The following is a 24522-nucleotide window of genomic DNA, read 5'->3' as shown; positions in this document are numbered from 1 at the left end:
TCCTGTGCCATGTGCGCGAACTGCCCGGGCAGCGAGAAGGTCTGGAACATGACCAGGATCCCGAACAGCAGGACGAGAAAAATCCGGAGAAGGGCTACCGCCCGATGCTCAACCACCACCCATCGACTATCACTCGGTACCTATCGAATGTCAATAGGTGGCGCAGGCGATGGCCGACACGTCCGACGATCCGCCCCTCCGCCCACCCAAAGACCGCCCGTCGTCCCTATCCTTCGCCTCATGCCGGCACGTCTCTCGCCCCGCCTCGCCGCGGTTGTGAACGCGCTCCCCCTCCGGCCGTACTCCCGCGTCCTGGAAATCGGCTGCGGGCCCGGGGCCGCCGCACGAGCGGTCGCGGCGCGACTCACCACCGGCCACATCCTGGCCATCGACAGATCCGCGACCGCCGTCGCCCAGGCGGAAGCCGCCGCGGTCGACGAGATCACGTCCGGCCGCATGAGCGTCCGCCAGGTCTCGGCCGAGGACCTCGTCCTCGGGGATCAGGAGGAGCCGTACGACATCGTCTTCGCCGTCCGCGTCGGCGCCCTCGACGGGCGGCATCCCGAGGTCGGTCAGCGCGTGCTGCGGCGTCTCGCCGTAGCGACCACGCCAGACGCCCGGCTCTTCGTCGACGGCGGCGATCCGCTGCGGGAACTACCCATCCCGCGACCCTGAGCCGGCGGGTGGTCCGCCGCCGAGTACAGGACGGCAGGCATTCGCATCGTCAGTGGAGCGAGTGCCCCGGCCACGAGCAGCCTTGTTCATCGCGTGTTCCAGCGGGTGTCAGGTCGGGCGGCTGGGATGAGGGAGCACGAAGGCACCACTGACCACTGTCCGGAAGGCATCCCCCATGTCGCAGTCCCCTCTGATGCTGCCCCGCCGTCACTTCCTCGCCCTGGGCGGTGTCGCCGCGGGCGCGGCGATCCTCGCCGCCGAACCGGCTTCGGCATCCGCCGTCTCGAACGACCGCGTCAGCCTGCCGGGCTACGTGTTCACGCTCGGCGTCGCGTCCGGCGATCCGACGCCCGACGGCGTCGTGCTCTGGACCCGCCTGGCGCCGGACCCGCTGGCCCTCGACGGGCGCGGGGGCATGCCTGGCCGTGCCGTCAACGTGCGGTGGGAGATGGCGGAGGACGAGAACTTCCGCCGGGTGGTACGTCGCGGCGTTCGACGTGCCACGGCCGAGTGGGCGCACTCGGTGCACGTCGAGGTGCACGGCCTGCGACCGGACCGCGCGTACTGGTACCGGTTCCGGATCGCGGACCAGGTCAGTCCGGTGGGGCGCACCCGCACGGCGCCCCGTCCCGGCACCGCGCTCGAGTCGCTGACCTTCGCGTTCGCGAGCTGCCAGGCCTACGCCGACGGCTACTTCACGGCTTTCGCGCACATGGCCCGCGAGGACCTGGACCTGGTCGTCCACCTCGGCGACTACATCTACGAGGGCAGCAACGCGGGGTCGATCGGCCGCGCGCACCTTCCGGCGGCCGAGACGTTCTCCCTGACGGACTACCGGATCCGGTACTCCCAGTACAAGCTCGACCCGGCGCTGCAGGCGGCGCACGCCGCCGCGCCCTGGGTGGTCGCCCCGGACGACCACGACGTGGAGAACAACTGGGCCGGTGACCACTCGCAACCGGACACCGAACCGGACCAGGACCCGGCCGTGTTCCGGCTCCGCCGGGCCGCCGCCTACCAGGCGTACTACGAGAACCTGCCGCTGCGCGCGTCGTCGATGCCCACGGGCCCGGAGATGCAGGTCTACCGGCGGCTGCGGTTCGGCGATCTGCTGCAGCTCGACGTGCTCGACACCCGGCGGTTCCGTGACCAGCAGCTCACCGACCAGTCGCTCCGCTGGGACCCGAACCGGCAGATGCTCGGCGCCGAGCAGGAGGCCTGGCTGCTGGCCGGGCTCGCCTCCTCCGCGGCGCGGTGGAACGTGCTCGGCAACCAGGTCTTCGCCATGGAGGCCGACCACACCGACGGCGAGCCCGAGAGGTTCGGCCTGGACACCTGGGACGGGTACGCCGCCGCGCGCCAGCGGCTCTTCGACGGCGTGGCCGAGCGAGGTGTCGAGAACTTCCTCATCATCACCGGCGACGCTCACCGCAGCGTCGCCGCCGACCTCAAGCTGGACTTCTCCGATCCGGGCTCCCGCACGATCGGCACGGAGTTCCTCGGGACATCGATCAGCTCGGGCGGCAACGGGGCGGACATGGACAAGCTCGGCGTCACCTGGCTGGCCGAGAACCCGCACATGAAGTTCCACAACTCCCAGCGCGGGTACCAGGTCTGCCACCTCGGCCGCGGCGAGATGCGTACCGACTACCGGGTCGTGCCGTTCGTCAACCTTCCGGGCGCCCCGGTCTCGACGCGGGCCAGCGTCCATGTGGAGAGCGGGACGCCCGGCGTGGCGCACGTGTCGGCGTGACCTGAAGGCCTTCCTCTCGGTCGGGCCGACCGATGCCTCCGGCGAAGGACATCGACGCGAGGCTGAGAGCGCGGCGCATGCGCAGGCAGGGGATCGCGCCGATGGCGCGCGATCCCCTGCCTGGGCCCCCGAGCCGACGACCGGCTCGACGTTGCCCGCGGTCAGGCTCCCAGGAAACCACTGTCCACGGCGGCGTGCGCGTCGCCGTGGACACCGACGTCACCCGTCACGCTGCCGATGCCGGGCACCGCACCGCCGAGGTCGGTCACGCCGCCAGCCAGGCCGGTGGCACCGTGCACGGTGCCGCCGACGTCCCCGGTCACGCCACCGACACCAAGCCCACCCACCGTGCCGTCCAGCGTGCCGCCGAGGTCGCCCGTCACGCCGCCCGCCAGGTCGCTGACACCATGCACCGTGCTGCCGAGGTCGCCGGTCACGCCGCCCGCCAGGTCGCTGACACCGTGCACCGTGCCGCCGAGGTCGCTGGTCACCCCGCCCGCGAGGCCGGCCACGCCGTGCACCGTGCCACCCACGGCTCCACTGACGCCACCGACCGCAAGCCCATTCACGGCGCCATCCACGGCGCCGCCGACGTCTCCCGTCACCCCGCCGGCGAAGCCGACGGCGCCGTGCACCGTGCCCCCGGCGTCCCCAGCGACGCCACCGATTCCGAGCCCACCGACGGCGCCATCCAGAGCGCCGGTCAGACCCACGCTGTCGAGGGTGACGGCCGGATCCGCGGCCACGCCGGTGAGGCCGAGCCCGCCGAGGGTGCTGGCGACGGTGCCGGTCACGCCGGTGGAGCCGAGTCCGTCAACGGCGGCGCCCGGGCTGACGCCGAGAGCTCCTCCGGTAGGCAGGGAGGTGAGGCCCTGCACAGTGAAGTCGTCGGCGACCAGCGGAAGGGCTTCCTGCACGTCAATCGGGGTGACGTCGGAAAGGCCCACGTTGTCCAGCGCGGCTTGCGGGTCCGCGTCGTACGCCGCGCGGGCCTCGACGTCCGTGAGCAGGCCGAGGACGAACTCCTGCAGGCTCAGCGGCGACACCAGGCCGGCGGTCACGCCCATGTCGGCGGTCCACCCTGCGCTGGCGGCGGGATCCACGCTGGTGGTCGCGGTCGTGTCGGCACTCACCTCCGCGTTGCTGGTCCGGTCGGCGGCGGAGGTCGAGTTCACCTCGGCGGTCACATTCGAGCTGGCACTTACGCTCATGTTGCCGGTCTCCTCGCTACGTGTGATTGGGACGTGGCCTGGACAAGTTCGACCGAGTCCGTGATCGACCGTAGGTTGGACAGCGGCGTCGGACATCGGGGCTGTGCCCCCGGCTTGTTCGCCCGGGTTAGGGCCCGGGTGGCGCCCGGCGTTAGGGGTTTACGGGGTCTCGCGCCGAAGCCCCCGTCAGCGCCGTGTTGAACCGGCCCGGACGGACAATGCGGGGCTGACGCGAAGCGGGGCGGCGCCCACCGGCCGCCGCCCCGCGTCGTCCGGCCGGTGTCAGGTGCGGGGCGCTGCCACGGCGGCCTCGGCGTCGACGACGCCCCAGCCGTAGAGCGGCGTGTAGACGCCGCGCAGCCCGACGACCGGGGTGCGCGCGGTGGACATCAGGACCGAGTACACGTTGTCAAGGCTGCGGTTCTGTGCGAAGAGCAGGGCCGCGACGCCTGACACGTACGGCGTGGCCATCGACGTGCCGGCGTAGGCGTCGTAGTCGCCCTGCCCGCAGGTGGCCGAGCCGGTGCCCCGCGGGACGCTGGACCACACATCGTCGTCGCAGTTGACCAGGCCGGCCCCGCCGGGAGCGGCGACCGCCCTCAGGTCCGCTTTCACGCCCAGGTTCGAGTACCACGCCTTCACCCCGTTCCGATCCGTCGCGGCGACGCAGAGGGCGCCGGGCTCCCAGGCCGGGGTGTCGCAGAGCGGAGCGGTCTCGTTGCCGGCGGCGGCGATCACGGCGACGCCCTTCCCCTGCGCATACGCGATCGCCTCGGTCGCCTCCGACTCGAGCCCGGTGAGGGTCAGGACCTGGGAGCCCGGCAGCGCACCGAGGCTCAGGTTGACGACCTTCGCGCCGTGGTCGGCCGCGTAGCGGATACCCGCGGCGATGTCGGCGAAGCTGCCGCTGCCCGCCTCCAACACCTTGATTGGCATGATCTTCGCGTCGGGGGCGACTCCGGCGACGCCAACCCCGTTGCCGGTGGCCGCCGCGGCGATGGCCGCCACATGGGTGCCGTGTTCGTCGCTGGCGTCGGGCTGGCCGTTCGGGCCCCGCCAGTCGCCGTTACCGCAGGAGGTCGGCCCGCAGTCGACGAAGGTGGCGCCGGGCACGAGCTTGGACGCCAGATCCGGGTGGTTGAGGTCGACGCCGGTGTCCACGACCGCGATCACCACACCGGCCCCCGTACTGGTCCGCCAGGCCTGCTCGGCGCGAATCTGCCCCAAGCCCCACTGCTTGTCGTACAACGGATCATTGACAGCCGCCTGCGCGGGCGTCGCGGCGACGGCCACGACAGCGGTGGCCACCGCGGCGCCGACGAGTATCCGGGCGATCGACATGAGACCTCTCCTCAAGATGCGACGACACTTCATCTATAGATCGGTCGTCATGCCCGAATCGCAACAGCGTCCGCACGCCGTCCTCAATGGACGCAGACCGCGCGGGTAGCACGGTGGGTACGCGGCACCGACGAGCACCTGCGGCAGCACGCGGCTGCCCGGTGAGAAAGGTCGGTGGGTCAGTCGGTGGGTCAGAAGGTGCGCCGGTACAGCGAGCAGCCGCGGCACACCTCGGGCGGGTCGTCACCGGAGAGGCGCCGGCGGAACTCGCGGTACGGCTCGCCGTACCAGATCTGCGGGAAGCTCTGCTCGGTCAGCCGGCCCATGGCCACCCGGTCGTCACCCATCACCATGCAGCACGGCTGGACCACCCCGGCGCTGGTGATGTACGTGGCGTCCCACGGCCAGGAACAGGCCCGCTCCGGTGGCCCTCCGGATGCGGTGAGCCCGCCGACACCCGGCAGCCGCAACCGCACCCCGTGTTCACGCGCCACCCGGCTCGCCTCGGCGAAGGCGGTGGCGGCTCGGCCGGCATCGCGGTCGGTCCACAGCGCCTGGTCCACGGTGAATCGTCGGATGTCGTCGTAGCGGCCGGCCGGGTCGGTGTCGGAGAAGCTGTGGGAGAGGTTCTGCACGTGCAGTTCGTCCACCCCGATCCGGGCGAGCAGGCGTACCAGGTCCGGCAGCTCGGCGACGTTGTCCCGCATCGCTACGAACACCACCCGGATCCACGGGGTGGCGCTGCCGGTGGCCCGTCTGACCTGGACCAGCCCGGCGAGATTCGCCACCACGGTGGCGAAGTCCGCACCGTCACGGACCGCCTCATAGGCGGCCGCACCGGCCCCGTCCAGCGAGACGTGCAGCCAGTCGACGCCGCTGTCCACCAGTTCCTTCGCCCGGCGCCGGCTGAGCAGGGTGGCGTTGGTGTTGAACCCGACCGTGATCCGCCGGGCGACCGCCGTCCGGATCATCTCCATCAGGTACGGCGACAGCAGCGGCTCCCCCAGCCCCTGCAGCGTCAACCGGCTCAGCCCGGGCACCTCGCCCACCAGCCGGTGGAACAGCTCCGGTCGCAGCGCGCCGGCCAGCTTGTTCACCGGCGGCCGGTACCGCACCAGACACATCACGCACCGCAGGTTGCAGGCCGACGTGACCTCCAGCTGCAGATGCGACGGCAGCGGAGGATCAGCGTTGTCAGCCGGCATGCCACCGGATGCCCCCAACGTTCCCGACGAAACCAGCGTGTCCGATCCCCTCACGCCGTGGTCAGGGCTTCGTCGACTGCAACCCCGCCCAGGTGGTGTGTCCGGCCACGTCGCTCACCCGGCCGCCGTGCGTGCCGCCGTTTCGAGCAGCTCCTGGAGCAGCAATCCGCGGCGCGCATCGAGCGGGTGCGGCGTTCTGCTGCGGACGGCGGCCGCGAACTCGGCGCGTACGATCGGCCAGCACTCTGCGTGGTCCACGGTGGCGAAGTCGAGGCTCATCGCCCCGGTGGCCCCGAAGAGCTCGATGCCGGCGCGGGACGACGGTACGCCCACCACGCCGGAGAGCGAGAGCTGGCTGACCGCCCCGCTCTCGTGTCGGCAGGTCAGCTCCACCCACCGCCGGGGATCGCCGCAGGCGCGCAGCTCGGTGATCCGGCCGAGCGCGGCGTCGGCGAGGTCGAGCAGGTGCGGACCGAGGTCGTGCAGGGCGCCGTACGTCATCCGCCAGCCGGTGGCGAACGGGCCACCGAGGAACGCGCCGTGCAGGTAGCCGGCGCGGGCGCCGATGGCCGGGAACTCTCGCGCGGCGGTGAGGAACGCGCGGGTGCGGGGGTGGTAGCGCTTGGTCAGTACGACCTGGCTGACCACGCCGGCGTTGTCGACGGCGTCGGCAAGTCGGCGGGCGTCGTCGAGGTCGAGTGCGAGGGGCTTCTCCAGCAGCAGCGCCTTGCCGGCCTTCGCGGCGCGGACGGCGAGCGCGGCCTGGACGTCGGGCGGCACGGCGAACGCGACCGCCTCGCATCGGTCGAGCAGGTCCTCGTAGGAGCTGGCGGCGACGGTGCCGAGTGTCGCGGCGAGCTCGGCCGCGGCCTCCGGCCGGCGCGTCCACACGGCGGCCAGCCGCGTCTCCGGCCCGGCGGCGAGGATCGGGCCGTGCATGGTCGCTGCCCAGGGCCCCGCCCCGACCAGCCCCACGGTGACCGGACCGACGTTCGGGGTCGTCTCGCGTTCCACGGCTCGTTTCCTTCGTGAGGGCGGCACGCCACGCTGCACCGGACGCGGTGGCGGACAGGATGGGTCAGGCTGGCGCGGCGCCGAGGGCGGCGTCGACGGTCTCGGGGGCGTACACCTGCTCGATGACCATCGCGTGCGCGCCGGTCAGCACCGCCCGGTCGCCGAGCTGACTGGTGGTGACCTCGAGGCGGCGGGTCGAGCGGGGCAGCGCGCTCTGGTAGAGCATCTCGCGCACACCGGTCACGAAATGCAGGTCGGCCAGGTCGCCGGCGATGACCAGCACACCGGGGTTGAGCAGGCAGACCACGGTCGCGAGCACCTCGCCGACCAGCTTGCCCGCGGTACGGGCCATGTGCACCGCCTCCGCGTGTCCGGAGCGGATCCGCTCGACCAACTCGGCCCCGGACGAGGTGGGCGTACCGGCGGCGGTGAGGCGCTGGGCCAGCGCGAGCCCGCTGGCCACCGCCGCGAGACAGCCGTAGAGGCCGCACTGGCAGCGGGCCTGCGGATAGTCGTGCAGTCGGATGTGGCCGATGTCGCCGGCGCCGCCGTCGATGCCGCGGTAGACCTGGCCGTCGACGACGACGCCCGCCCCGATCCCGGTCGCGACCTTGACCAGCACCAGCGTCGGGCAGTCGGGGTAGTGCACGGTCTGCTCCCCCAACGCCATCAGGTTGGCGTCGTTGTCGAGGTAGACCGGCCGGTTCCAGGTGTTGCGCAGTCGCTCGGCGACGGGGTAGCCGTCCCAGCCCGGCATGATCGGTGGTTGGGTCACCATGCCGGCCTCGAACTCGACCGGGCCGGGCACACCGACGCCGATCCCGCGCACCTGCGTGGGTTCCCAGCCGGCCTTCGGAAGCAGCCGGGCGAAGGCGGCGTCGACCCAGCCCAGCACCGCCTCCGGGCCGACGCCGATCTTGATCAGCTCGTGCTCCTCGGCGAGCACCTGCCCGCTGAGGTCGACGACGGCGGCCCGGGCGTGGTTGGCGCCGAGGTCGGCCACCATCAGCACGCCGTGGCCGGTGTCGAGTTCCAGTAGCTCCGCCGGCCGGCCGCCGGTCGACCCTTCCACGCCGGAGGCGCGTAGGTAACCGGCGGCCCGCAGCGCGTCGATGCGCTGCGTGACGGTCGAGCGGGACAGCCCGGTGTAGGTCTGCAGCTCCGACCGGGTGCGGGCGCGGCCCGTCCGGACCAGCCACAGCAGGTGGCCGGCGGAGCTCTGGTTACCCACCGGCCTAGCCCTTGTCGGCACCAGCGGTCAGTCCCTCCGTCAGCAGCCGCTCAGCAGCGAAGAAGATGATCACGATCGGCAGTGTCAGGACCACCGACCCGGCCATCAACACCGTCTTGCTCACCTCGATGCCACCGGAAAGCTGGGCGAGTCCGAGTGAGACTGTCCAGTCCGCCCGGTCCTCGACCAGGAAGAGCAGGGCAAACAGGAACTCGTTCCAAGCTATCATGAACACGTATAGGGCATTGGCCATCACCGCTGGCGCGGCCAGGGGCAGCACCACCTTGCGGATCGTCTGGAGCCGGGTGTAGCCGTCGACGGCGGCGGCCTCCTCGAGACTCTCCGGGATGGTCGCCAGGTAGTTGCGCAGCATGTAGATCGAGACTGGCACGGTCTGCGCGATGTAGACGATGGTCAGGCCGGCGAGCGAGCCGCGCAGCCCGAGCCGGGTGAAGAGCACGAACAGCGGAATCGCCAGCAGGATGGACGGGAACAGGTAGACCGCCAGAAACAAGAAGTGCACCTGACGCCGGCCGGTGAAGCGGAGCCGGCTGACCGCGTACGAGCCGGGGATCGACACGAGCAGGGTGAGCACGGTCGCGGCGGCCGACACCAGCGCCGAGTTGGCGAGGAAGCGCAGGAAGCCCTGGCCGCCGGCGCCGGCCGGGGTGAGCACCTCCCGGTACGTCTCGAACGTCCACTCCGACGGGCCGGCCCAGAGCTGGCCGGGGTTGGCCAGCACCTCCTCGATCGGCCGCACCGACAGCAGCAGCATGTAGCCGAACGGGAACAGGGTCACCACGACCAGCACGGCGATGACCACCCAGCGCAGGACGCCGAACAGTCGCTTCTCGAACGTGTGGCGGTCCATCACGCCTCCTCCCCCTCGATCCGCGGTGCGAAGAATCGCAGGTAGATCACGAGCACCACGACGAGTCCCGCGGCGAGCACCAGTGCCTGCGCGGCCGCCGCGCCGATGTCGAAGCGCGCGGTGAGGAACTCGTAGACCCGGACGCTGACCACCTCGGTGCCGGCGCCTCCGCCGGTGAGCAGGTAGACGTCGTCGAACTTGTTGAAGGTCATGACGAACCTCAGCACGCACAGCAACGCGATGACCGGCGCGAGCTGCGGCAGCAGGATGCGGCGGAACGTCTGGGTCGGCGCCGCCCCGTCGACCAGGGCAGCCTCCTCCAGCTCACCGGGTACCGCCTGGAGCCGGGCGAGCAGGAACAGGAACGCGAAGGGGAAGTAGCGCCACGCCTCGAACGCGATGACGGTCAGGAGCGCCATCGGCAGGTCGACGTCGAGCCCGAACAGCGAGAGGGTGTACTCCCGCTGGCTGAGGAACGCGATCGGCTGGTCCCAGCCGAGGAACCGGGTGCCCCAGTTGTTGGCCAGGCCGAACTGTGGGCTGAGCAGGATCTCCCAGACGAACGTCACGGCCACGACCGGCGCGACGTACGGGAGCAGGACCGACGCCCGCACGAGGGTGCGGCCCCGGAAGCGCCCGCGCAGCGCGAGCGCGGCGATCAGCCCGAAGAGGACGGACAGGGCAGTGCTGCCCACGGTGTAGACCAGCGTCGTCCACAGCGACGACCAGAAGCCCGGCGAGGTCAGCACCAGTTCGAGGTTGGCGAGGGTGTACTGGCCGAACACACCGGCGCGGCGCACGTTGATCAGCCGGATCCGCTGGAAGGCCAGCATGACCGTCCAGAGGATCGGCAGGATGACCACGGCGATGACGATGATCAGGGTCGGGGAGAGGTAGGCCAGGCCCGCGCGGTTCTCCCGCTGCCTGCGGGTCAGCGGTCGCCGGGGGCCGGTGGGCCGGCGGCGGCGCTCCCGCGCCTCCGCCGGCCTCGGCTCGTGGGTGGTGACCATCGCTATCCGACGGACTTCTGGATGGTACGGACGTCCTCGGCGGCCCGCTTGGCGGCCGCGGCGGCGTCGAACTCGCCGTTGGTGAGCGCGTTAACCGCCTTCGGCACGGGAAGCTCGCCGAGCGTGGCGCCGACCAGCGCTCCCTGCTTCTGGGGGAAGCCCCAGCGCTGGAAGGTGTCGGGGCTCTTCGACACCGCGGCCAGCACGTCGGCCGGGTAGACGTCGCCGAGCGGCTTCTTGGTGTCGACACCCGCGGGCAGAGCGTTCCACGCGGTGGTGAACTTCGCCGGATCGCTCTTGTCACCCTTGCGCACCGGGAACTTGCCCTCCGGAGCGATGCCGAGCCACTGCGCGTAGCCCTCGTTCATCATGAACTGGGTGAACCGGCGGGCGTTGGCGGTGTCCTTGCCGGTGTTGGTGATCGCCCAACTGGTGATCTCGCCGAAGCCCTGCGGCTGGCCGCTCGGGCCGCCGACCGCGGTCACGATGCCCGTGTTCTTCGCGAGGAAGGCCGGGTCCTGCTTGCACTGCGGGCACGTCGGCAGCGCGTCGTTGCGCAGCGCGGCCATCTCGTCGAGCAGGAACGAGGACCAGACGACCATCGCGGACTTACCGGAGAAGTAGGTGGCCCGGGTGGTGTCGACGTCCTGCGCGCCCGGCACCGACCAGTTCTTCACCAGGTCGCCGTAGAGCTGGAAGGTCTCGACGCACTGGGGTGAGTCGAGGGTGACGTTCTTCGCGTCGTCGACCAGTTGGCAGCCGTTGCCGAGCGCGAAGTTCTCGAAGGTCTGCGCGGTGAACGCGTCGTTGGGCACGGTCGCGATGGCCATGCCGGCCATCCCGCCGGTGTTGAGCTTCTGCGCCGCCTGGCGGATCTTGTCGAAGGTGTCCGGTGCCTGCAGGCCGGCCTTGTCGAACAGGTCCTTGCGGTAGAACAGCAGCTGCGCCCAGCCGTCGGACGGGACGGCGAGCTGCTTGCCGTCCTGGGTGGTGAGTTCGAGCGCCCGGGTGGAGAACGTCTCGCGGCCGAGCTCGTCGACGACCGACTTGGCCGCCGTGGTGTCGAGCAGGTCGTTGGAGGCCATCTGCGCCACGGAGGCCAGCGGCAGCGCGCCGACCACATCGGGCAGGGTGCCGGCTGCCGCCGCGGAGGTGACGAGGCTGGTGAACTGGTTCTCGTCGGTTGCGACGATCTTGACCTTGATCCCGGTCTGCTGGGTGAACTTGTCGGCGATCGCCTGGGTCGCCTGGACGCGGTCGGTCTGGTTCTCCAGGCTCCACACGGTCAGGGTGCCGTCGCCACCGCTGCCCTCGTCGTCGCCGCACCCCGCCAGCGCCGGCATGGCCAGCAGGCCCGCCGCGACGCCGCCCGCGAGCCATCGCCGGCTCCGAGCGTTTCTGATCTTCACGAGACTTCCCTCCGTGATGTGTCGATGACCATGCACTGTGAACTCGTTACGGCCAGATTTCAGCAGTACTTATACTTGATTGCAAGACATAACTCGGTAACATCCTCGGCTGAAGTGGCGCGTTCCGGCGCGCGTCCATACCCAACCGTTGGGGTGAAAGGCCAGAGTGTCGCAAATAGTCCAGTTCACTTCGCCGCGCCGCGTCGAGGTGATCGAACAGCCCAGCACGGAACTCAAGCCAGGCCAGGTCAGGGTTCGCACCAGCTTCTCCGGCATCTCCGCCGGCACCGAACTGACGGCCTACCGCGGCACCAATCCCTACCTGAACAGGACCTGGGACCCCGACCTCCGGCTGTTCGTCGAGGGAACCAGCGGCCTGACGTACCCGGTTGCCGGACTCGGCTACTCCGAGGTCGGCGAGGTCGTCGAGGTCGCACCCGACCTCGCCGCCGCCGACGATCCGGCGATCCCGCGAGTTGGCCAGCAGGTCTGGGGCATCTGGGGGCATCGCGGCGAGGCCGTGCTGCCGGTCGACCGGTTGCGCGGCTGCGTCCTGCCCGACGGCCTCGACCCGGTCGCGGCGACCTTCGCCCGGGTCGGCGCGGTCGCGCTCAACGCCGTGCTCGCCGCCGACATCCACCTCGGCGAGGTGGTCGCCGTCTTCGGTCAGGGCGTGCTCGGCCTGCTCACCACCCGGCTGGTCCAGCTGAGCGGCGCCACCGCGGTCGCCGTCGACACCGTGCCGTCGCGGTTGGACAAGGCGCGCGAGTACGGAGCCGCGGCCACCGTCAACGCCGCCACCGAAGCAGTCGCGCAGCAGCTGCGCCGGCTCACCGAGGGCCGCGGTGCCGACGTCGCGATCGAGATCAGCGGCTCCTACCACGCGTTGCACGACGCGATCCGCTCCGTCACCGTCGACGGCCGGGTCGTCTCCGCCGGCTTCTACCAGGGCGACGGGGTCGGCCTGCGGCTCGGCGACGAGTTTCACCACAACCGGGTGCGACTCGTGTCCTCCCAGATCGGCGGCGTGCCACCGCACCTGGCGGGCCGGTGGAACCAGGCCCGACTCAACCACACGTTCCTCCGGCTCGCCCTCGACCGCCAGGTCGACCCGGTCGGGCTGGTCACCCATGTCATCCCGGTGGAAGAGGCGGCGGAAGCCTTCGACATGCTCGACCGCCGGCCCGAAGAGGCACTCCAGGTGGTGTTGAAGTTCTCATGATCAAGATTTCCTGCCAGGAGCAGCTGTTGCCCGGCGCGACGCTCCAGCACAAGTGGGAGTTCGCCCAGCGGGCCGGCTACGACGCGATCGAGGTGCGGGGCCGGGGTGACTTCGCCTTCCGCGACCGGCTGCCCGAGCTGCGCGGCGCCGCCCGCGACGGGGTGCCGATGCCATCGGTTTGCGTGGAGATGCTGCACTTCTTCGGCGCCTTCGACGCGGACCTGCGCCGCGACGCGATCGCGCAGCTGAAGTCCCAGCTGTCGGTCATCGCGGAGATCGGTGGGCCGGGCGCGGTCGCGTGCACGCCGGCCTCGTACGGCATGTTCTCCCGCCGCCTGCCCCCGTTTGAGCCGCCCCGTAGCGAGCAGGACGACCGCGCGATCCTCGTCGAGGGTCTCACCGAGCTGGGTGAGCACGCCGCCCGCGAGGGAGTGGTGCTCGCCCTCGAACCGCTCAACCGCTACGAGGACCACATGGTCAACCGGCTCGAGCAGGCGGTCGAGCTGATCACCGCGGTCGGGCTCCCCTCGGTCAAGGTGCTCGCCGACACGTACCACATGAACATCGAGGAGGACGAGCCCACCTCCGCCCTGGTCATGGCCGCCCCCCACCTCGGGCACGTACAGGTCAGTGACTCCAACCGCTTCCAGCCCGGCGCCGGTCACCTGGACTGGGCGGCGCTGCTGGGCACCCTGGACGCGATCGGCTACGACGGTCACCTCGCCGTCGAGTGCCGGCTGCGCGGCGAGCCGGTCGCAGCCGTCGCCGGCATCCCCGGTTTCCTGCGCCGCAACGCGGTGGGCGTCGCCGTATGACCATCGCACCCACCATCGAGGCGGGCACCCGTCACGCGGCGTCCGACCACCGTGGCCTCGACCGGGCCGCCCGACGGGTCTTGGTGACGAACTGGCGGCTGCGCGCCACCGTGCCGGCCACCAAGCTCTATCCGCACCAGTGGAGCTGGGACTCGGCGTTCATCGCGATCGGGCTGCGCCACCTGTCCCCCACCCGCGCGCAACAGGAACTCGAGTCGCTGTTCGGCGCCCAGTGGCGCGACGGCCGGGTACCGCACATCGTCTTCGATCCCGACGTCCCGCGGGACGCCTACTTCCCCGGACCGGGCTTCTGGCGCTCGGGATCGGCGAACGCGGCGGGCGTGCCCACCTCCGGGATCGTGCAGCCGCCCGCGCACGCCCTCGCGACTTGGGCCACGTACCGCGCCGACCCGGCGGTCGCGCACATCCGCGGCTTCCTGCCGCGGATGTACCCGCGACTCGCCCGCTGGCACCACTACCTGCTCACCCGACGCGACCTGGGCGGCGCCGGCCTCGCCTCGATCGTGCACCCGTGGGAGTCCGGGATGGACAACAGCCCGGCATGGGACGGCCCGCTGTCGCGGATCGAGCCGGTGCCGCCCGGTTCGTTCACCCGGCGCGACCTGGCACACGCGCCGGCGGCCGAACGGCCGACCGACCTCGACTACGGCCGCTACATCAGGCTGGCGAGCGACTACCGTGACGCCGGGTATGCCGACTCGCCGTCGGTGCACGCCTTCGCGATCGAGGACCCGCTGTACAACGCGCTGCTGATCGCCGGCGAACACGCACTCGCCGACATCGCCGCGGCGATCGGGCGCGACCCGGCACCGCACCGCGCCACGGCCGAGCGTCTCACCTCCGCCCTGGTGTCCCGGCTTTACGACCCGGCCGCCGGCATGTTCTTCCCGCGCGACGTGCACACCGGCGAACTCGTCCGCTCCTGGTCGATCACGGGCCTGATGCCGATGATCGTGCCGGGACTGCCGGTGGCCCGGGAACTCGTCGACACCGCGCTGGGCAGCCGCTTCCGGCTCCGCGAGGCGTGCCCGTTGCCGTCCTACGACCTGACCGCACCCGACCACGCACCCGGCCAGTACTGGCGGGGACCGGGCTGGGTCAACACGAGCTGGCTGTTCTGGCACGGGCTGCGCCTGCACGGCGAGACGGCCCTCGCCGACGACCTGCGGGAGCGGCTCCTGCACCGGGTGCGCAAGACCGGGTTCCGCGAGTATCTCGACCCACTGACCGGCACCGGACACGGCAGCGACGGATTCAGCTGGACAGCCGCGCTGGCCCTCGACCTGATCCGCGCCGCATGAGCCCCTCGGTCACGGTTGCCGGGTCCACCTGCGTGCTGGCGGCGGCGCCCGGCGCCGATCTCGGAGCAGACCGGCTCGACGGGCTGTTCGTCGACGACTGCCGGCACCTGTCGGTACTGGCGCTGCGGGCGCAGGGCCAGCCACTGCGGACCCTGCGCTCCACCGGCACCATGGCGGTGGCCATCCCGGACACTCCGCGCGGATCCAACCCGCCGTTCGCCCTGCACCGGCGCCGCGAGGTGACCGCAGGCCGGCTGGTCGAGACCCTGACACTGCAGTCGTACGTCGACGAGCCGCAGACCGTACGCCTGGGATACCGCCTCGCCGCCGACTTCGCCGACCAGTTCGAGCTGCGCTCCGACCGGGTCTTCGACAAGTCCGACGCGGTGCGGAGCGCAACGGTCGACGGCGACCGCCTGATCCTCGGCTACGAGCGGCGCGGCTTCCGGCGCAGCACCACGGTGGCCGCGACGCCGCTGGCCCGGCTGAGCGCCGACGGCGCGCAGTGGACGCTGACGCTGGCGCCCCACGGCTCGACGTCCGTCACGCTCACCGTGGACGCCGGGCGGCCCGCGCCGCCCATGGACGCGCCCCCGCCGATGCCGCACGTGGCCCGCGACGACCTGGCCCGCGCCGTCCGACGCGGCCTCGCGGACCTCGACGCCCTCCGCGTCACGGTGCCCGGGCTGCCGGCCGGCGCCTACGTACCCGCCGCCGGCGCACCCTGGTTCCTCACCGTCTTCGGCCGCGACAGCCTCATCTCCTCGCTGTTCGCCCTGCCGTACCGGCCGGAGCTCGCCGCCGGCACGCTGCGGGCGCTCGGCGCCTGCCTCGGCAGCCGCACCGACCCGGCCCGGGTGGAGGAACCCGGCAAGGTGGTGCACGAACTGCGCTTCGGCGAGCTGGCGACACTCGGCGACGTGCCGTACGGCCGCTACTACGGCACCGTCGACGCGACCCCGTTGTTCCTGGCACTGCTGGCGGCCCACCACGAGCTGACCGGCGACGACGCCCTCAGCAAGGACCTGGAGGGCCCGGCCCGGGCCGCCGCCGGCTGGGTGTGCGGGCAGCTCGACGCGCGCGGCTACCTGACCTACCGCACGGACGGACCGGGTCTGGTGCACCAGTGCTGGAAGGACTCGGCCGACTCGATCGCCTTCCGGGACGGCACCCCGGCCGCCGGACCGATCGCCGTGTCGGAGGCGCAGGGGTACGCCTACCGCGGGTTGCTCGGCACCGCCCGGCTCGCCGAGCGGGTGTGGGGCGACGCCGGCTGGGCGGCGGAGCTGACCGCCCGCGCCCACACGCTGCGGGCGCGGTTCGCGGCCGACTTCCGGCTGCCCGACGGATTCGTGGCACTGGCCCTGGACGGCTCCGGCCGAGCCGTCGACGCGCTCGCCTCCAACGCCGGACACGTGCTGTGGTCGGGCATCCTCGCCGACGACTGGGCCACGGCGGTCGCCCGGCGGCTGGCCGAGGACGACTTCTTCTCCGGCTGGGGGGTGCGCACCCTCGCCGAGGGCCAGGCGCCGTACCACCCGCTGTCCTATCACCGCGGCGGAGTCTGGCCGCACGACACCGCGTTCGCCGTGGCCGGCCTGTCCGCCGCCGGCCGGCGGGACGACGCGGCGCGGATCGCCGACGGCCTGCTCGCCGCGGCCGCCCACTCCGACGACCGGCTGCCGGAGGTCCTCACCGGGCTGCCCCGCACCGGGCCGGACGGGCCCGTGCCGTACCCGCACTCCTGCTCGCCGCAGGCCTGGGCCGCCGCGTCGCCGCTGCTCCTGCTGACCGCGCTGGGCTGACCCCGACGCGCCCCGACGTTCATCCCTGACGCAGACATCGATGTCTGTGGTTAGACTTCGTCATGCGCCGAGTCCTCGCCTGCCTGGTCGCCGCGCTCGTGGCCAGCCCTGTCGTCCTCACCGCGGTGGCCGCCTCCGCCGCGACCGCGCCCGCGGCACTCGTCATCGCGAGCGACTTCCCCGATCCTGACGTGATCAAGGTGGGCGGCACGTACTACGCCTACTCGACCAACAACGGTCACGGCAACGTGCCGGTTGCCACGGCGACCTCGTTGACCGGGCCGTGGACGCGGCGGGCGGACGCCCTGCCCACCCTCGGCGCCTGGGCCAGCGGCGGGCTCACCTGGGCTCCCGATGTCTCCCCACTCGCCGACGGCAGGTACCTGCTCTACTACACCGCCCGGAGCCGGGCCGTCGGCCGGCAATGCCTCGGCGCGGCGGTCTCCGGCTCGCCGCTGGGTCCCTTCAGCGCGGTCGGCACCGGCCCGCTGGTCTGCAACGGCGGCGAGGGCGGCGACATCGACGCGTCCAGCTTCGTCGACAGCACGGGGTTGCGCTACCTGCTCTACAAGGACGACGGCAACGCCATCGGCCAACCCACCAGCCTCTGGCTGCAGCGGGTCGCCGCCGACGGCGTGACACTGCAGGGCGGCCGGGTGGAGTTGCTGCGCAACGACCGGCCGGAGGAGGCCGGCATCGTCGAGGCGCCGGTACTCACCAAGGTCGGATCCCGCTACGTACTGTTCTACTCGCTCGGTGGATACGGCGGCGACGGCTACCAGACCAGCTACGCGACCGCCACCTCGCTCACCGGGCCGTACGCCAAGGCCTACCGCTCGCTGCTGACCACCGCCACGACCGACGGCGCGGTCCGCGGCCCCGGCGGCGCCGACGTGATCCGCGAGGCCGGCGGCGACCACCTCGTCTTCCACGGCTGGATCAACAACTACACCGCCCGAGGGATGTACGTGGCCGCGCTCGGCTGGGCCGGCGAGTATCCCGTCGTGCGAGGCAGCCGGGTGCGGTACGAGGCGGAACGCGGAGTGCTCAACCACTGTTCGGCACGGAATGCGTCGACCGCGTCCCAGGGACAGGTGGTGGCCTACCTCGACCACGCCGACAGCTGGGTCGACGTCACCGTCTTCGCACCACGCGCCGGCGGTTACAGCGCGCACATCGCGTACGCCGCCGGCTACGGCGACGCCCAGCACACGCTGACCGTCAACGGCGGCGCGCCCCAGGTGGTCACCTACCCCAACTCCGGGTGGGAGAACTGGCGACAGGTGCGGGCCGACGTCACCTTGAACGCCGGCTTCAACACCCTTCGCCTGACCCACCTCAGCCGCTGGGCCGAGATCGACTTCGTCGAGATCGCCTGAGCGACGTCCCGCTCCCGCTCGGGGAAAGCGGAATCGCCAACCTGCCCGACACCGCCCCGCGGGCCGCCGTGCCCACTTGGTGAAAGTTTCCGCCGCGATACTTCAGCGAGCTGGAAGGCATTTACATCGACGTACATCGCGGTGTACGTTACCGCCACCCGCTGACCCATATCGGTGTTGGCGAATGTCCCGAGGGGTGAAGGTGACTGCTCGACACGCCTTGCGGCGTACGCGTCCACTGCTCAACGCCGCATTGGCGGCAACCCTGATCGTGTCCACCGGATCGGCCCTGGCGGCGTCACCGGTGTCCGCCGCGCCGGACCGGGGTTCACCGGCCTCCGGTCGGCTGGCCACCGCCTTCGACAACGCCGCAGCACGCTACGACGTACCCCGCGATCTGCTCGTCGCCCTCGGCCACGCCGAGACCCGGCTGGACGGCCATGGCGGTGCGCCGAGCGCGTCGGGCGGTCACGGCGTCATGCACCTGGTCAGCAACCCCGCGCTGCACACCGTGGACGAGGCGGCCAGGCTGACCGGGCTCAGCCCCGCCGCGCTGCGTGCCGACTCCACCGCGAACATCACCGGCGCCGCCGCAGTCCTGCGCTCCTATGCCGACCAGGCCGGCCTCACTCCCGCCGAACGCCGGGACGTCGACGAGTGGTACGGGTCGGTCGCCCGCTACGGCGGAGCGACCACGCCGTCGGTCGCCCGGCTCTACGCGGACGCCGTCTACGACCTGCTCGGCACCGGCTTCACCACCGGGCAGCAGGAGGTGCTGACGGTCTCCGGCCGTCCGGTCGCGCCGCAGCGGGGCGTGCTGACTCCGCGGCCGAACGAGGTCGGGGTTCTCAGCACCGACTACGGGCCGGCCGCGTGGGCGCCGGCGAGCACCAGCAACTACACCGTGGCCAGCCGGCCCGGCAGCCACCCGGTCAGGTACGTCGTCATCCACATCACGCAGGGCAGCTACGCCGGTTCGATCAGCTGGTTCCAGAACCCGGCCGCCAAGGTCAGCGCGCACTACACGTTCCGTTCGTCCGACGGGGCGGTCACCCAGTCGGTGCGCGAGAAGGACATCGCCTGGCACGCCGGCAACTGGACCTACAACACCCAGTCCATCGGCATCGAGCACGAGGGTTACGTCGACAACCCGGCCTGGTTCACCGACGCGATGTACCGGGCGTCGGCGGCCCTGACCCGCAGCCTTGCCGCCAAGTACGGCATCCCGAGGGACCGGGCGCACATCATCGGTCACAACGAGGTGCCCGGGGCCACCCACACCGACCCGGGTCCGAACTGGAACTGGACCTACTACATGCAGCTGGTGAGCGGCGTGACGGGTATCGGCTCCGGCACGGTGAACACCGAGGGGACGAACCTGAACGTCCGGTCCGGGCCCGGCACCGGCTACGCGATCGTGGGCTCCGTCGCCGACGGCGCGACCGTCAGCATCTACTGCCAGGCCACCGGCACCACGGTGACCGGCCCCTACGGCACGACCAACATCTGGAACCGGATCGGCACCAACCGGTACGTCTCAGACGCCTACCTGCTGACCGGCCACGACGGCTTCATCCCCAACGTGCCCCGCTGCTGACCCCCTGGAAGGACTCGAACATGAGGCGTAGCGTGCGCCGATTCGCCCTCGTCGCGGCAGCCGCCGTCGTCGCGACGATCCTGATCCCGTCCGCCCCGGCGGCCGCGGCCACGGTGACGGTCGACAACAGCACCGCGGGCCGGTTCACCGCCAGCGGCAACTGGGGCACGTCCACCTGGTCGACCCAGCGCTACGGCGCCGACTACCGGTTCGCCACCCCGGACACCTCGGCCAGCGACGCGGCCTGGCACAAGGTCAACGTGCCGAGTGCCGGCAGCTACCTGGTGGAGGTGTGGTACCCCGCCGACCCCGGCTACAACGACCGGACCCCGTTCGTCATCGCCACCACCAGCGGCAACCAGACCGTCTACGTCAACCAGCGCACCAACGGTGGCCGGTGGGTGAGCCTGGGCACCTTCTCCCTCGCCGCCGGCGACTACAACGCCGTCGGGGTCAGCCGCTGGACCAGCGGCACCGGGTACGTCATCGCCGACGCGGTCCGCGTCACCACGGCCTCCGGCGGGTCGGGCTTCTCCCTGCCCCTGCCGCGCGGCGCCCTGCCGCGCAGCGAGTACGACGACCCGCACCACGACTATCCGGCGATCGACCTGCCCGTGCCGACCGGCACCCCGGCGTACGCGGTGCGCGCTGGAACGGTCACCCGGATCAACGACAGCAGCTGCGGCATCGGCATCAACATGACCGGCACGGACGGCGCGATCTACACGTACTGCCACTTCTCCGCCTGGTCCGTGGCCGAAGGCGCGACCGTCTCGCCGGGTCAGCAGCTCGGGTTGACCGGCAACACCGGCAACTCCACCGGCCCGCACCTGCACTTCGGCATCCGGACCGGCAGCACCCGCCGGTGCCCACAGAACTTCCTGCTGGCCGTCTACGACGGCCTCACACCCCCGGCGGCCGCCAGCCTGCCCACCACGGGCTGCTCCTACTGACCCGGACAACCTGCACCCACGGTCGCCCTCTCCGGGTCGGCCGCGGTGCCCGGCTGTCGAGATGGATCTATCTGCCCTTCGCCCGGCGGACACCCGCCGGGCGCCCAGGACCACGATTATTCATATCGGTCGATTACCTCCGGACGCAGGAGCACATCATGCTCGACAGCAGCAGCAGGACCCGGCGATCCAGGATGGCGCGGGCGCTGACGGCCGCAGGCGCCGCGGCGACGCTGGCGGCGGCGCAACTGGCGGCGCCGCCGCCCGCGAGCGCGGCCGTCAGCCGGGCGGAACTCGCGCTTCGCTGGGCACCGATCCATCACCAGGATGTCGATGCCACCGGCAGCCACGCCCTGGGCGGCCAGTCCGACTACCTCGCCAAGGTGGACTTCGATGGTGACCTGAACGGACGCAACAACTGGGATCGGGCCGGCCAGGCCGGCACCTCGATGGCCGCGCACGTGTACTACTCCGTCGTCGAGACCAGCACGCACTGGTACATCACGTACCTGTTCTTCCACCCCCGGGACTGGACGGACCACCCGTTCTTCGAGACCGAGCACGAGAACGACGGCGAAGGCGTGCTGTTCGCGGTCGAGCGCGACGGCTCGACGTACGGCGTCCTGCGCGCGGCCGTCACCGTCGCGCACAGCGACTTCTACTCGTACACACCGGCCGGCAGCACCTGGACGGGCGGCCGCGAGAGCGTCGACGGCGCTCTGCAGTTCCAGCCGTCACCACACGACACGTTCCAGCACCCGGTGACCGCCCAGGAGGCGCAGGGCCACGGCCTGAAGGCCTACCCGCAGTACGCGATCAACGGCGACGGACTGATCTACTACCCGTCGACCATCGCCGAGACGCCGAGCAACGGCAACGACCGCGACGTGCGGTACCAGTTGGTCGACATCTTCGCCGCCAACGGCCTCTGGGCGCAGCGGTCCAACCCGAACCTGTTCGCGAACCTCGGCACGTTCGCCGGCGACACCTCCGGCGACTGCGGTTCCGGCACCTGGAGCTGCTCGAGCAACTCGGCCAACGCGCCCTGGGGCTGGGACGACAGCAACGACGTACCCGCCCGTGGAGAGATGGCCAGCGACCCGGCGAAACTGTCCGCCGAGTACTTCACGATCCCCGGTGGCCTGGCCCGCACCTACACGTACAACCCGTACGCCGGTGCGGCAGCGGCGCTCACGGAGGCGGCCAGGACGGCACCGCCGACCGTCGACTGACCGGCGGTAGGAGCGCTCGACGGCGTCGTCGTCGAGGACGCCCGCGACCGGGCCGGTCGCCCGCATTCGGGCCGGCGACTACTCCTCCGGGACGCCGGGACCGACCTCGCCCCGCCGCAGGTGCTCGGCGTTGCGGTCGGCTTCGCTGTCCGCGTGCGCAGCCCCGATGCGCGGGTCGGTCGTCCGGCGCCCCTCGGCGTCCTGGTACACCTCGCCGCTCTCGAGGGCGTCCTCCTGCTGCCGGCTCTGCTCAGGTGTGGTCACGATCCCCCAACTACCCGGCAGCCGCACCAGCAAAACGGTCGCGGCTGCACCGACCCACGACGCTGACGCGCTCGAGGTCGGCGCGGCGGTGACGTCGACGGACGGCCTAGGGTGGGCGGCATGGCAAGCCCCGCCCCCTCCGCCGACGGCCTTGCGGCGCAGAATCCGCTCACCCGGCTGACGCTGGACGAACTCCGGCAGCGCACCAGCGTGAAGTGGCAAATGCACCCGCCCGACGTGCTTCCCCTCTGGGTGGCGGAGATGGACGTACCCCTCGCGCCCGCCGTGGCCGGCGCGCTCCACCGCGCGATCGACCTCGGCGACACCGGCTACGCGCACGGGACGGCGTACGCCGAGGCGCTCGGCGACTTCGCCGCCCGGCGCTGGGGCTGGGACGACTTCCGCGTCGACCACACCACGGTCGTACCGGACGTGATGATGGGCATCGTCGAGGTGCTCCGGCTCGTCACCGACCCCGCGGACGCGGTGGTGGTCTGCTCCCCCGTGTACCCACCCTTCTACGCGTTCGTCAGCCACGCCGACCGGCGGGTGATCGAGGCCCCGCTCGGGCCCGACCTGCGCATGGACCTCGCCGCTCTCGACGAGGCCTTCCGCCGCGCGCGGGAGTACGGCCGCGGGCCGGCGTTCCTGATCTGCAACCCGCACAATCCGACCGGGGTCGTCCACCGCCGCGACGAGCTGGAGGCCGTCGCCGAGCTGGCCGACCGGCACGGCGTACGGGTGATCTCCGACGAGATCCACGCTCCCCTGGTGCTCCCCGGGGCGCACTTCACCCCGTACCTCACCGTCGCCGGCGCCGAGAACGCGTTCGCCCTCACCTCCGCCTCGAAGGCGTGGAACCTCGCCGGCCTCAAGGCGGCACTCGCGGTGGCCGGACCCCGGGCCGCCGCCGACCTGGCCCGCATGCCGGAGGAGGTCGGCCACGGACCCAGCCACCTCGGCGTCATCGCGCACACCGCCGCGCTCCGCGCCGGCGGGCAGTGGCTCGACCTCCTCCTCGACGGCCTCGACGCCAACCGCACGCTGCTGGAGACACTGCTGGCCAAGCACCTGCCGTCCGTCCGGTACCACCGCCCGGAGGGCACCTATCTCGCCTGGCTGGACTGCACCGGGCTGGGCATCGACGGCGGGCCGCCCGCCGGCGAACCCGGCGTGGCCAGCGCCATCGCCGGGCCCGCGAAGGTGTTCCTCGACCGGGCGCGGGTCGCGCTCAGCTCGGGGCACGTCTTCGGCACCGGCGGCACAGGCTTCGTACGACTGAATTTCGCCACCTCACCCGCGATCCTCACCGACGCCGTCACCCGCATGGGCCGGGCAGTCGCCGCGCACCCCTCGCCGAGTTGAGGCTCCGGTTCGAGGTGGCGGTGCCGCCACGACAGCGATCGACGCGCGTGAGCCAGCACCTCGCCCGACCGCTTGCCGTCGATCCGTACGCTGCGGCTCATGCCGACATGGGACCGGGCCTACCAGGCCGACCAGGACGATCTCCATACCCTGCGCTATGTCGTCGCCTGCGGAATGTCCGTGGTTGGCCTCTTGCCGCTCTGCGGCGGCCTCGCCGCGGGCGAGCTACCGTGGGCCGCGGCGCCCGCCGTCGGCCTCTTCGTGCTGATGTGGGAGGTCGTGCTGTGGCGGATAGTGCTGGTCGGTGTCTTCACCAGCGACCATGGCATCAAGATCCGCATGGTGCTCCGTACTCGCGTTATCCCCTGGTCGCAGGTGAACCGCGCCTGGGCCGGCCAGGCCGCCGGCTACGATGCCTGGCAGGTCTGGGTCTCCGCTCGGGATCCCGAGCGGGACTTCGAGACACCGATCTGGCGCCAAGGCTCCCGGGCCCGCCACAGAAACCGCATCGTCCTCCCACCCGAGGAATTCGCCGCGGTGCTGAGCACCCTCAATTCGCCCCGCTGGTCGCGCCAGCCCCGCTAGCGCGGCACCCCTTCGCCGCTCCGGTCGCCGTAACCGGTCCTGACGAGAGATCCACCCACTCCTCTACTTCGCCCGTCCGGGATCGCTCGCCTTCTCCTGCGGGATCCCACGCACGGAGGACAGCCCGACGGCTGCGGCGCCGGAACACCAGGGCCGCCAACGCGACGGTCAGCAGCGCAACCAGCAGCGGGCGGGCGGCGATCGGGGTGTCGGCTGCGGGATGCTTCCTGCTCCTCATCGCGGCTCTCATGTTCGGTCCTTTC

General features: G+C 71.6%; 21 protein-coding genes. 12 read left to right on the top strand and 9 right to left on the bottom strand.

The genetic code is table 11. The features are described 5' to 3' along the window. Positions 1-240: 240 nt before the first annotated feature. The gene (locus tag ACVCAH_RS31495) at positions 241-675 is read left to right on the top strand and encodes a methyltransferase domain-containing protein (RefSeq protein WP_447139881.1); all 435 of its coding nucleotides are present in this window, start codon (positions 241-243) and stop codon (positions 673-675) included. A gap of 175 nt (positions 676-850) precedes the next feature. Beyond that, positions 851-2428 carry an alkaline phosphatase D family protein gene (locus ACVCAH_RS31490; RefSeq protein ID WP_447139880.1) on the top strand — a complete coding sequence of 526 codons (1578 nt, stop codon included), beginning with the start codon at positions 851-853 and terminating at the stop codon, positions 2426-2428. 161 nt (positions 2429-2589) lie between these two features. Here the strand turns inward: ACVCAH_RS31490 and ACVCAH_RS31485 are convergent, their stop codons facing one another. From ACVCAH_RS31485 to ACVCAH_RS31450, 8 genes are all read right to left on the bottom strand, one after another. Further along, a complete protein-coding gene (locus ACVCAH_RS31485) occupies positions 2590-3735 on the bottom strand; it encodes an IniB N-terminal domain-containing protein (protein WP_447139879.1) in 1146 nt (381 codons plus the stop codon). 186 nt (positions 3736-3921) lie between these two features. After that, on the bottom strand, positions 3922-4980 hold the full coding sequence (locus tag ACVCAH_RS31480) for a S8 family serine peptidase (RefSeq protein ID WP_447139878.1): 1059 nt from the start codon (positions 4978-4980) through the stop codon (positions 3922-3924). A 191-nt stretch (positions 4981-5171) separates the two neighbouring features. Continuing rightward, a complete protein-coding gene (locus ACVCAH_RS31475; protein WP_447139877.1) occupies positions 5172-6185 on the bottom strand; it encodes a radical SAM/SPASM domain-containing protein in 1014 nt (337 codons plus the stop codon). A gap of 114 nt (positions 6186-6299) precedes the next feature. Next, on the bottom strand, positions 6300-7199 hold the full coding sequence (locus ACVCAH_RS31470) for a Gfo/Idh/MocA family protein (RefSeq protein WP_447139876.1): 900 nt from the start codon (positions 7197-7199) through the stop codon (positions 6300-6302). A 64-nt stretch (positions 7200-7263) separates the two neighbouring features. After that, entirely contained in the window at positions 7264-8430 is a 1167-nt protein-coding gene (locus ACVCAH_RS31465; protein WP_447139875.1) for an ROK family protein, read from the bottom strand. Between the two features lie 4 nt (positions 8431-8434). Continuing rightward, positions 8435-9301 carry a carbohydrate ABC transporter permease gene (locus ACVCAH_RS31460; RefSeq protein ID WP_447139874.1) on the bottom strand — a complete coding sequence of 289 codons (867 nt, stop codon included), beginning with the start codon at positions 9299-9301 and terminating at the stop codon, positions 8435-8437. Further along, the gene (locus tag ACVCAH_RS31455) at positions 9301-10311 is read right to left on the bottom strand and encodes a carbohydrate ABC transporter permease (RefSeq protein ID WP_447139873.1); all 1011 of its coding nucleotides are present in this window, start codon (positions 10309-10311) and stop codon (positions 9301-9303) included. The genes ACVCAH_RS31460 and ACVCAH_RS31455 overlap by 1 nt, the downstream gene beginning before the upstream one ends. Before the next feature lie 2 nt (positions 10312-10313). Beyond that, positions 10314-11720, bottom strand: coding sequence for an ABC transporter substrate-binding protein (locus tag ACVCAH_RS31450; protein WP_447139872.1), 1407 nt, complete (start codon positions 11718-11720; stop codon positions 10314-10316). Positions 11721-11928: 208 nt separating this feature from the next. On the opposite strand from ACVCAH_RS31450, the gene ACVCAH_RS31445 reads away from it, so the two are divergent. The 8 genes from ACVCAH_RS31445 to ACVCAH_RS31410 all read left to right on the top strand — a co-directional run bounded on the left by ACVCAH_RS31445 (position 11929) and on the right by ACVCAH_RS31410 (position 22045). Beyond that, a complete protein-coding gene (locus ACVCAH_RS31445; protein WP_447139871.1) occupies positions 11929-12942 on the top strand; it encodes a zinc-dependent alcohol dehydrogenase in 1014 nt (337 codons plus the stop codon). Then, the gene (locus ACVCAH_RS31440) at positions 12939-13757 is read left to right on the top strand and encodes a sugar phosphate isomerase/epimerase family protein (RefSeq protein ID WP_447139870.1); all 819 of its coding nucleotides are present in this window, start codon (positions 12939-12941) and stop codon (positions 13755-13757) included. The genes ACVCAH_RS31445 and ACVCAH_RS31440 overlap by 4 nt, the downstream gene beginning before the upstream one ends. After that, positions 13754-15079 carry an MGH1-like glycoside hydrolase domain-containing protein gene (locus ACVCAH_RS31435; protein WP_447139869.1) on the top strand — a complete coding sequence of 442 codons (1326 nt, stop codon included), beginning with the start codon at positions 13754-13756 and terminating at the stop codon, positions 15077-15079. The genes ACVCAH_RS31440 and ACVCAH_RS31435 overlap by 4 nt, the downstream gene beginning before the upstream one ends. Beyond that, a complete protein-coding gene (locus ACVCAH_RS31430) occupies positions 15076-16884 on the top strand; it encodes an amylo-alpha-1,6-glucosidase (protein ID WP_447139868.1) in 1809 nt (602 codons plus the stop codon). Before ACVCAH_RS31435 ends, ACVCAH_RS31430 begins: the two co-directional genes overlap by 4 nt. Positions 16885-16946: 62 nt before the next feature. Next, positions 16947-18263: a family 43 glycosylhydrolase gene (locus ACVCAH_RS31425; RefSeq protein ID WP_447139867.1), complete on the top strand. Its 1317-nt coding sequence runs from the start codon at positions 16947-16949 to the stop codon at positions 18261-18263. A 202-nt stretch (positions 18264-18465) separates the two neighbouring features. After that, entirely contained in the window at positions 18466-19860 is a 1395-nt protein-coding gene (locus tag ACVCAH_RS31420; protein WP_447139866.1) for an N-acetylmuramoyl-L-alanine amidase, read from the top strand. Positions 19861-19880: 20 nt separating this feature from the next. Then, positions 19881-20813: a golvesin C-terminal-like domain-containing protein gene (locus ACVCAH_RS31415; RefSeq protein ID WP_447139865.1), complete on the top strand. Its 933-nt coding sequence runs from the start codon at positions 19881-19883 to the stop codon at positions 20811-20813. A gap of 158 nt (positions 20814-20971) precedes the next feature. After that, complete coding sequence (locus ACVCAH_RS31410) at positions 20972-22045, top strand: hypothetical protein (RefSeq protein ID WP_447139864.1); 1074 nt, start codon at positions 20972-20974, stop codon at positions 22043-22045. Positions 22046-22123: 78 nt separating this feature from the next. Here the strand turns inward: ACVCAH_RS31410 and ACVCAH_RS31405 are convergent, their stop codons facing one another. Next, positions 22124-22309: a ribonuclease gene (locus tag ACVCAH_RS31405; protein ID WP_447139863.1), complete on the bottom strand. Its 186-nt coding sequence runs from the start codon at positions 22307-22309 to the stop codon at positions 22124-22126. A 120-nt stretch (positions 22310-22429) separates the two neighbouring features. Here ACVCAH_RS31405 and ACVCAH_RS31400 point away from each other — a divergent pair, with 120 nt between their 5' ends. Continuing rightward, positions 22430-23674: a MalY/PatB family protein gene (locus tag ACVCAH_RS31400; protein ID WP_447139862.1), complete on the top strand. Its 1245-nt coding sequence runs from the start codon at positions 22430-22432 to the stop codon at positions 23672-23674. A gap of 99 nt (positions 23675-23773) precedes the next feature. Next, positions 23774-24259, top strand: coding sequence for a hypothetical protein (locus ACVCAH_RS31395; protein ID WP_447139861.1), 486 nt, complete (start codon positions 23774-23776; stop codon positions 24257-24259). Positions 24260-24522 lie beyond the last annotated feature (263 nt).

The organism is Micromonospora sp. LZ34, assembly GCF_052981855.1.
This window is presented reverse-complemented; position numbering and strand designations above follow the sequence as displayed.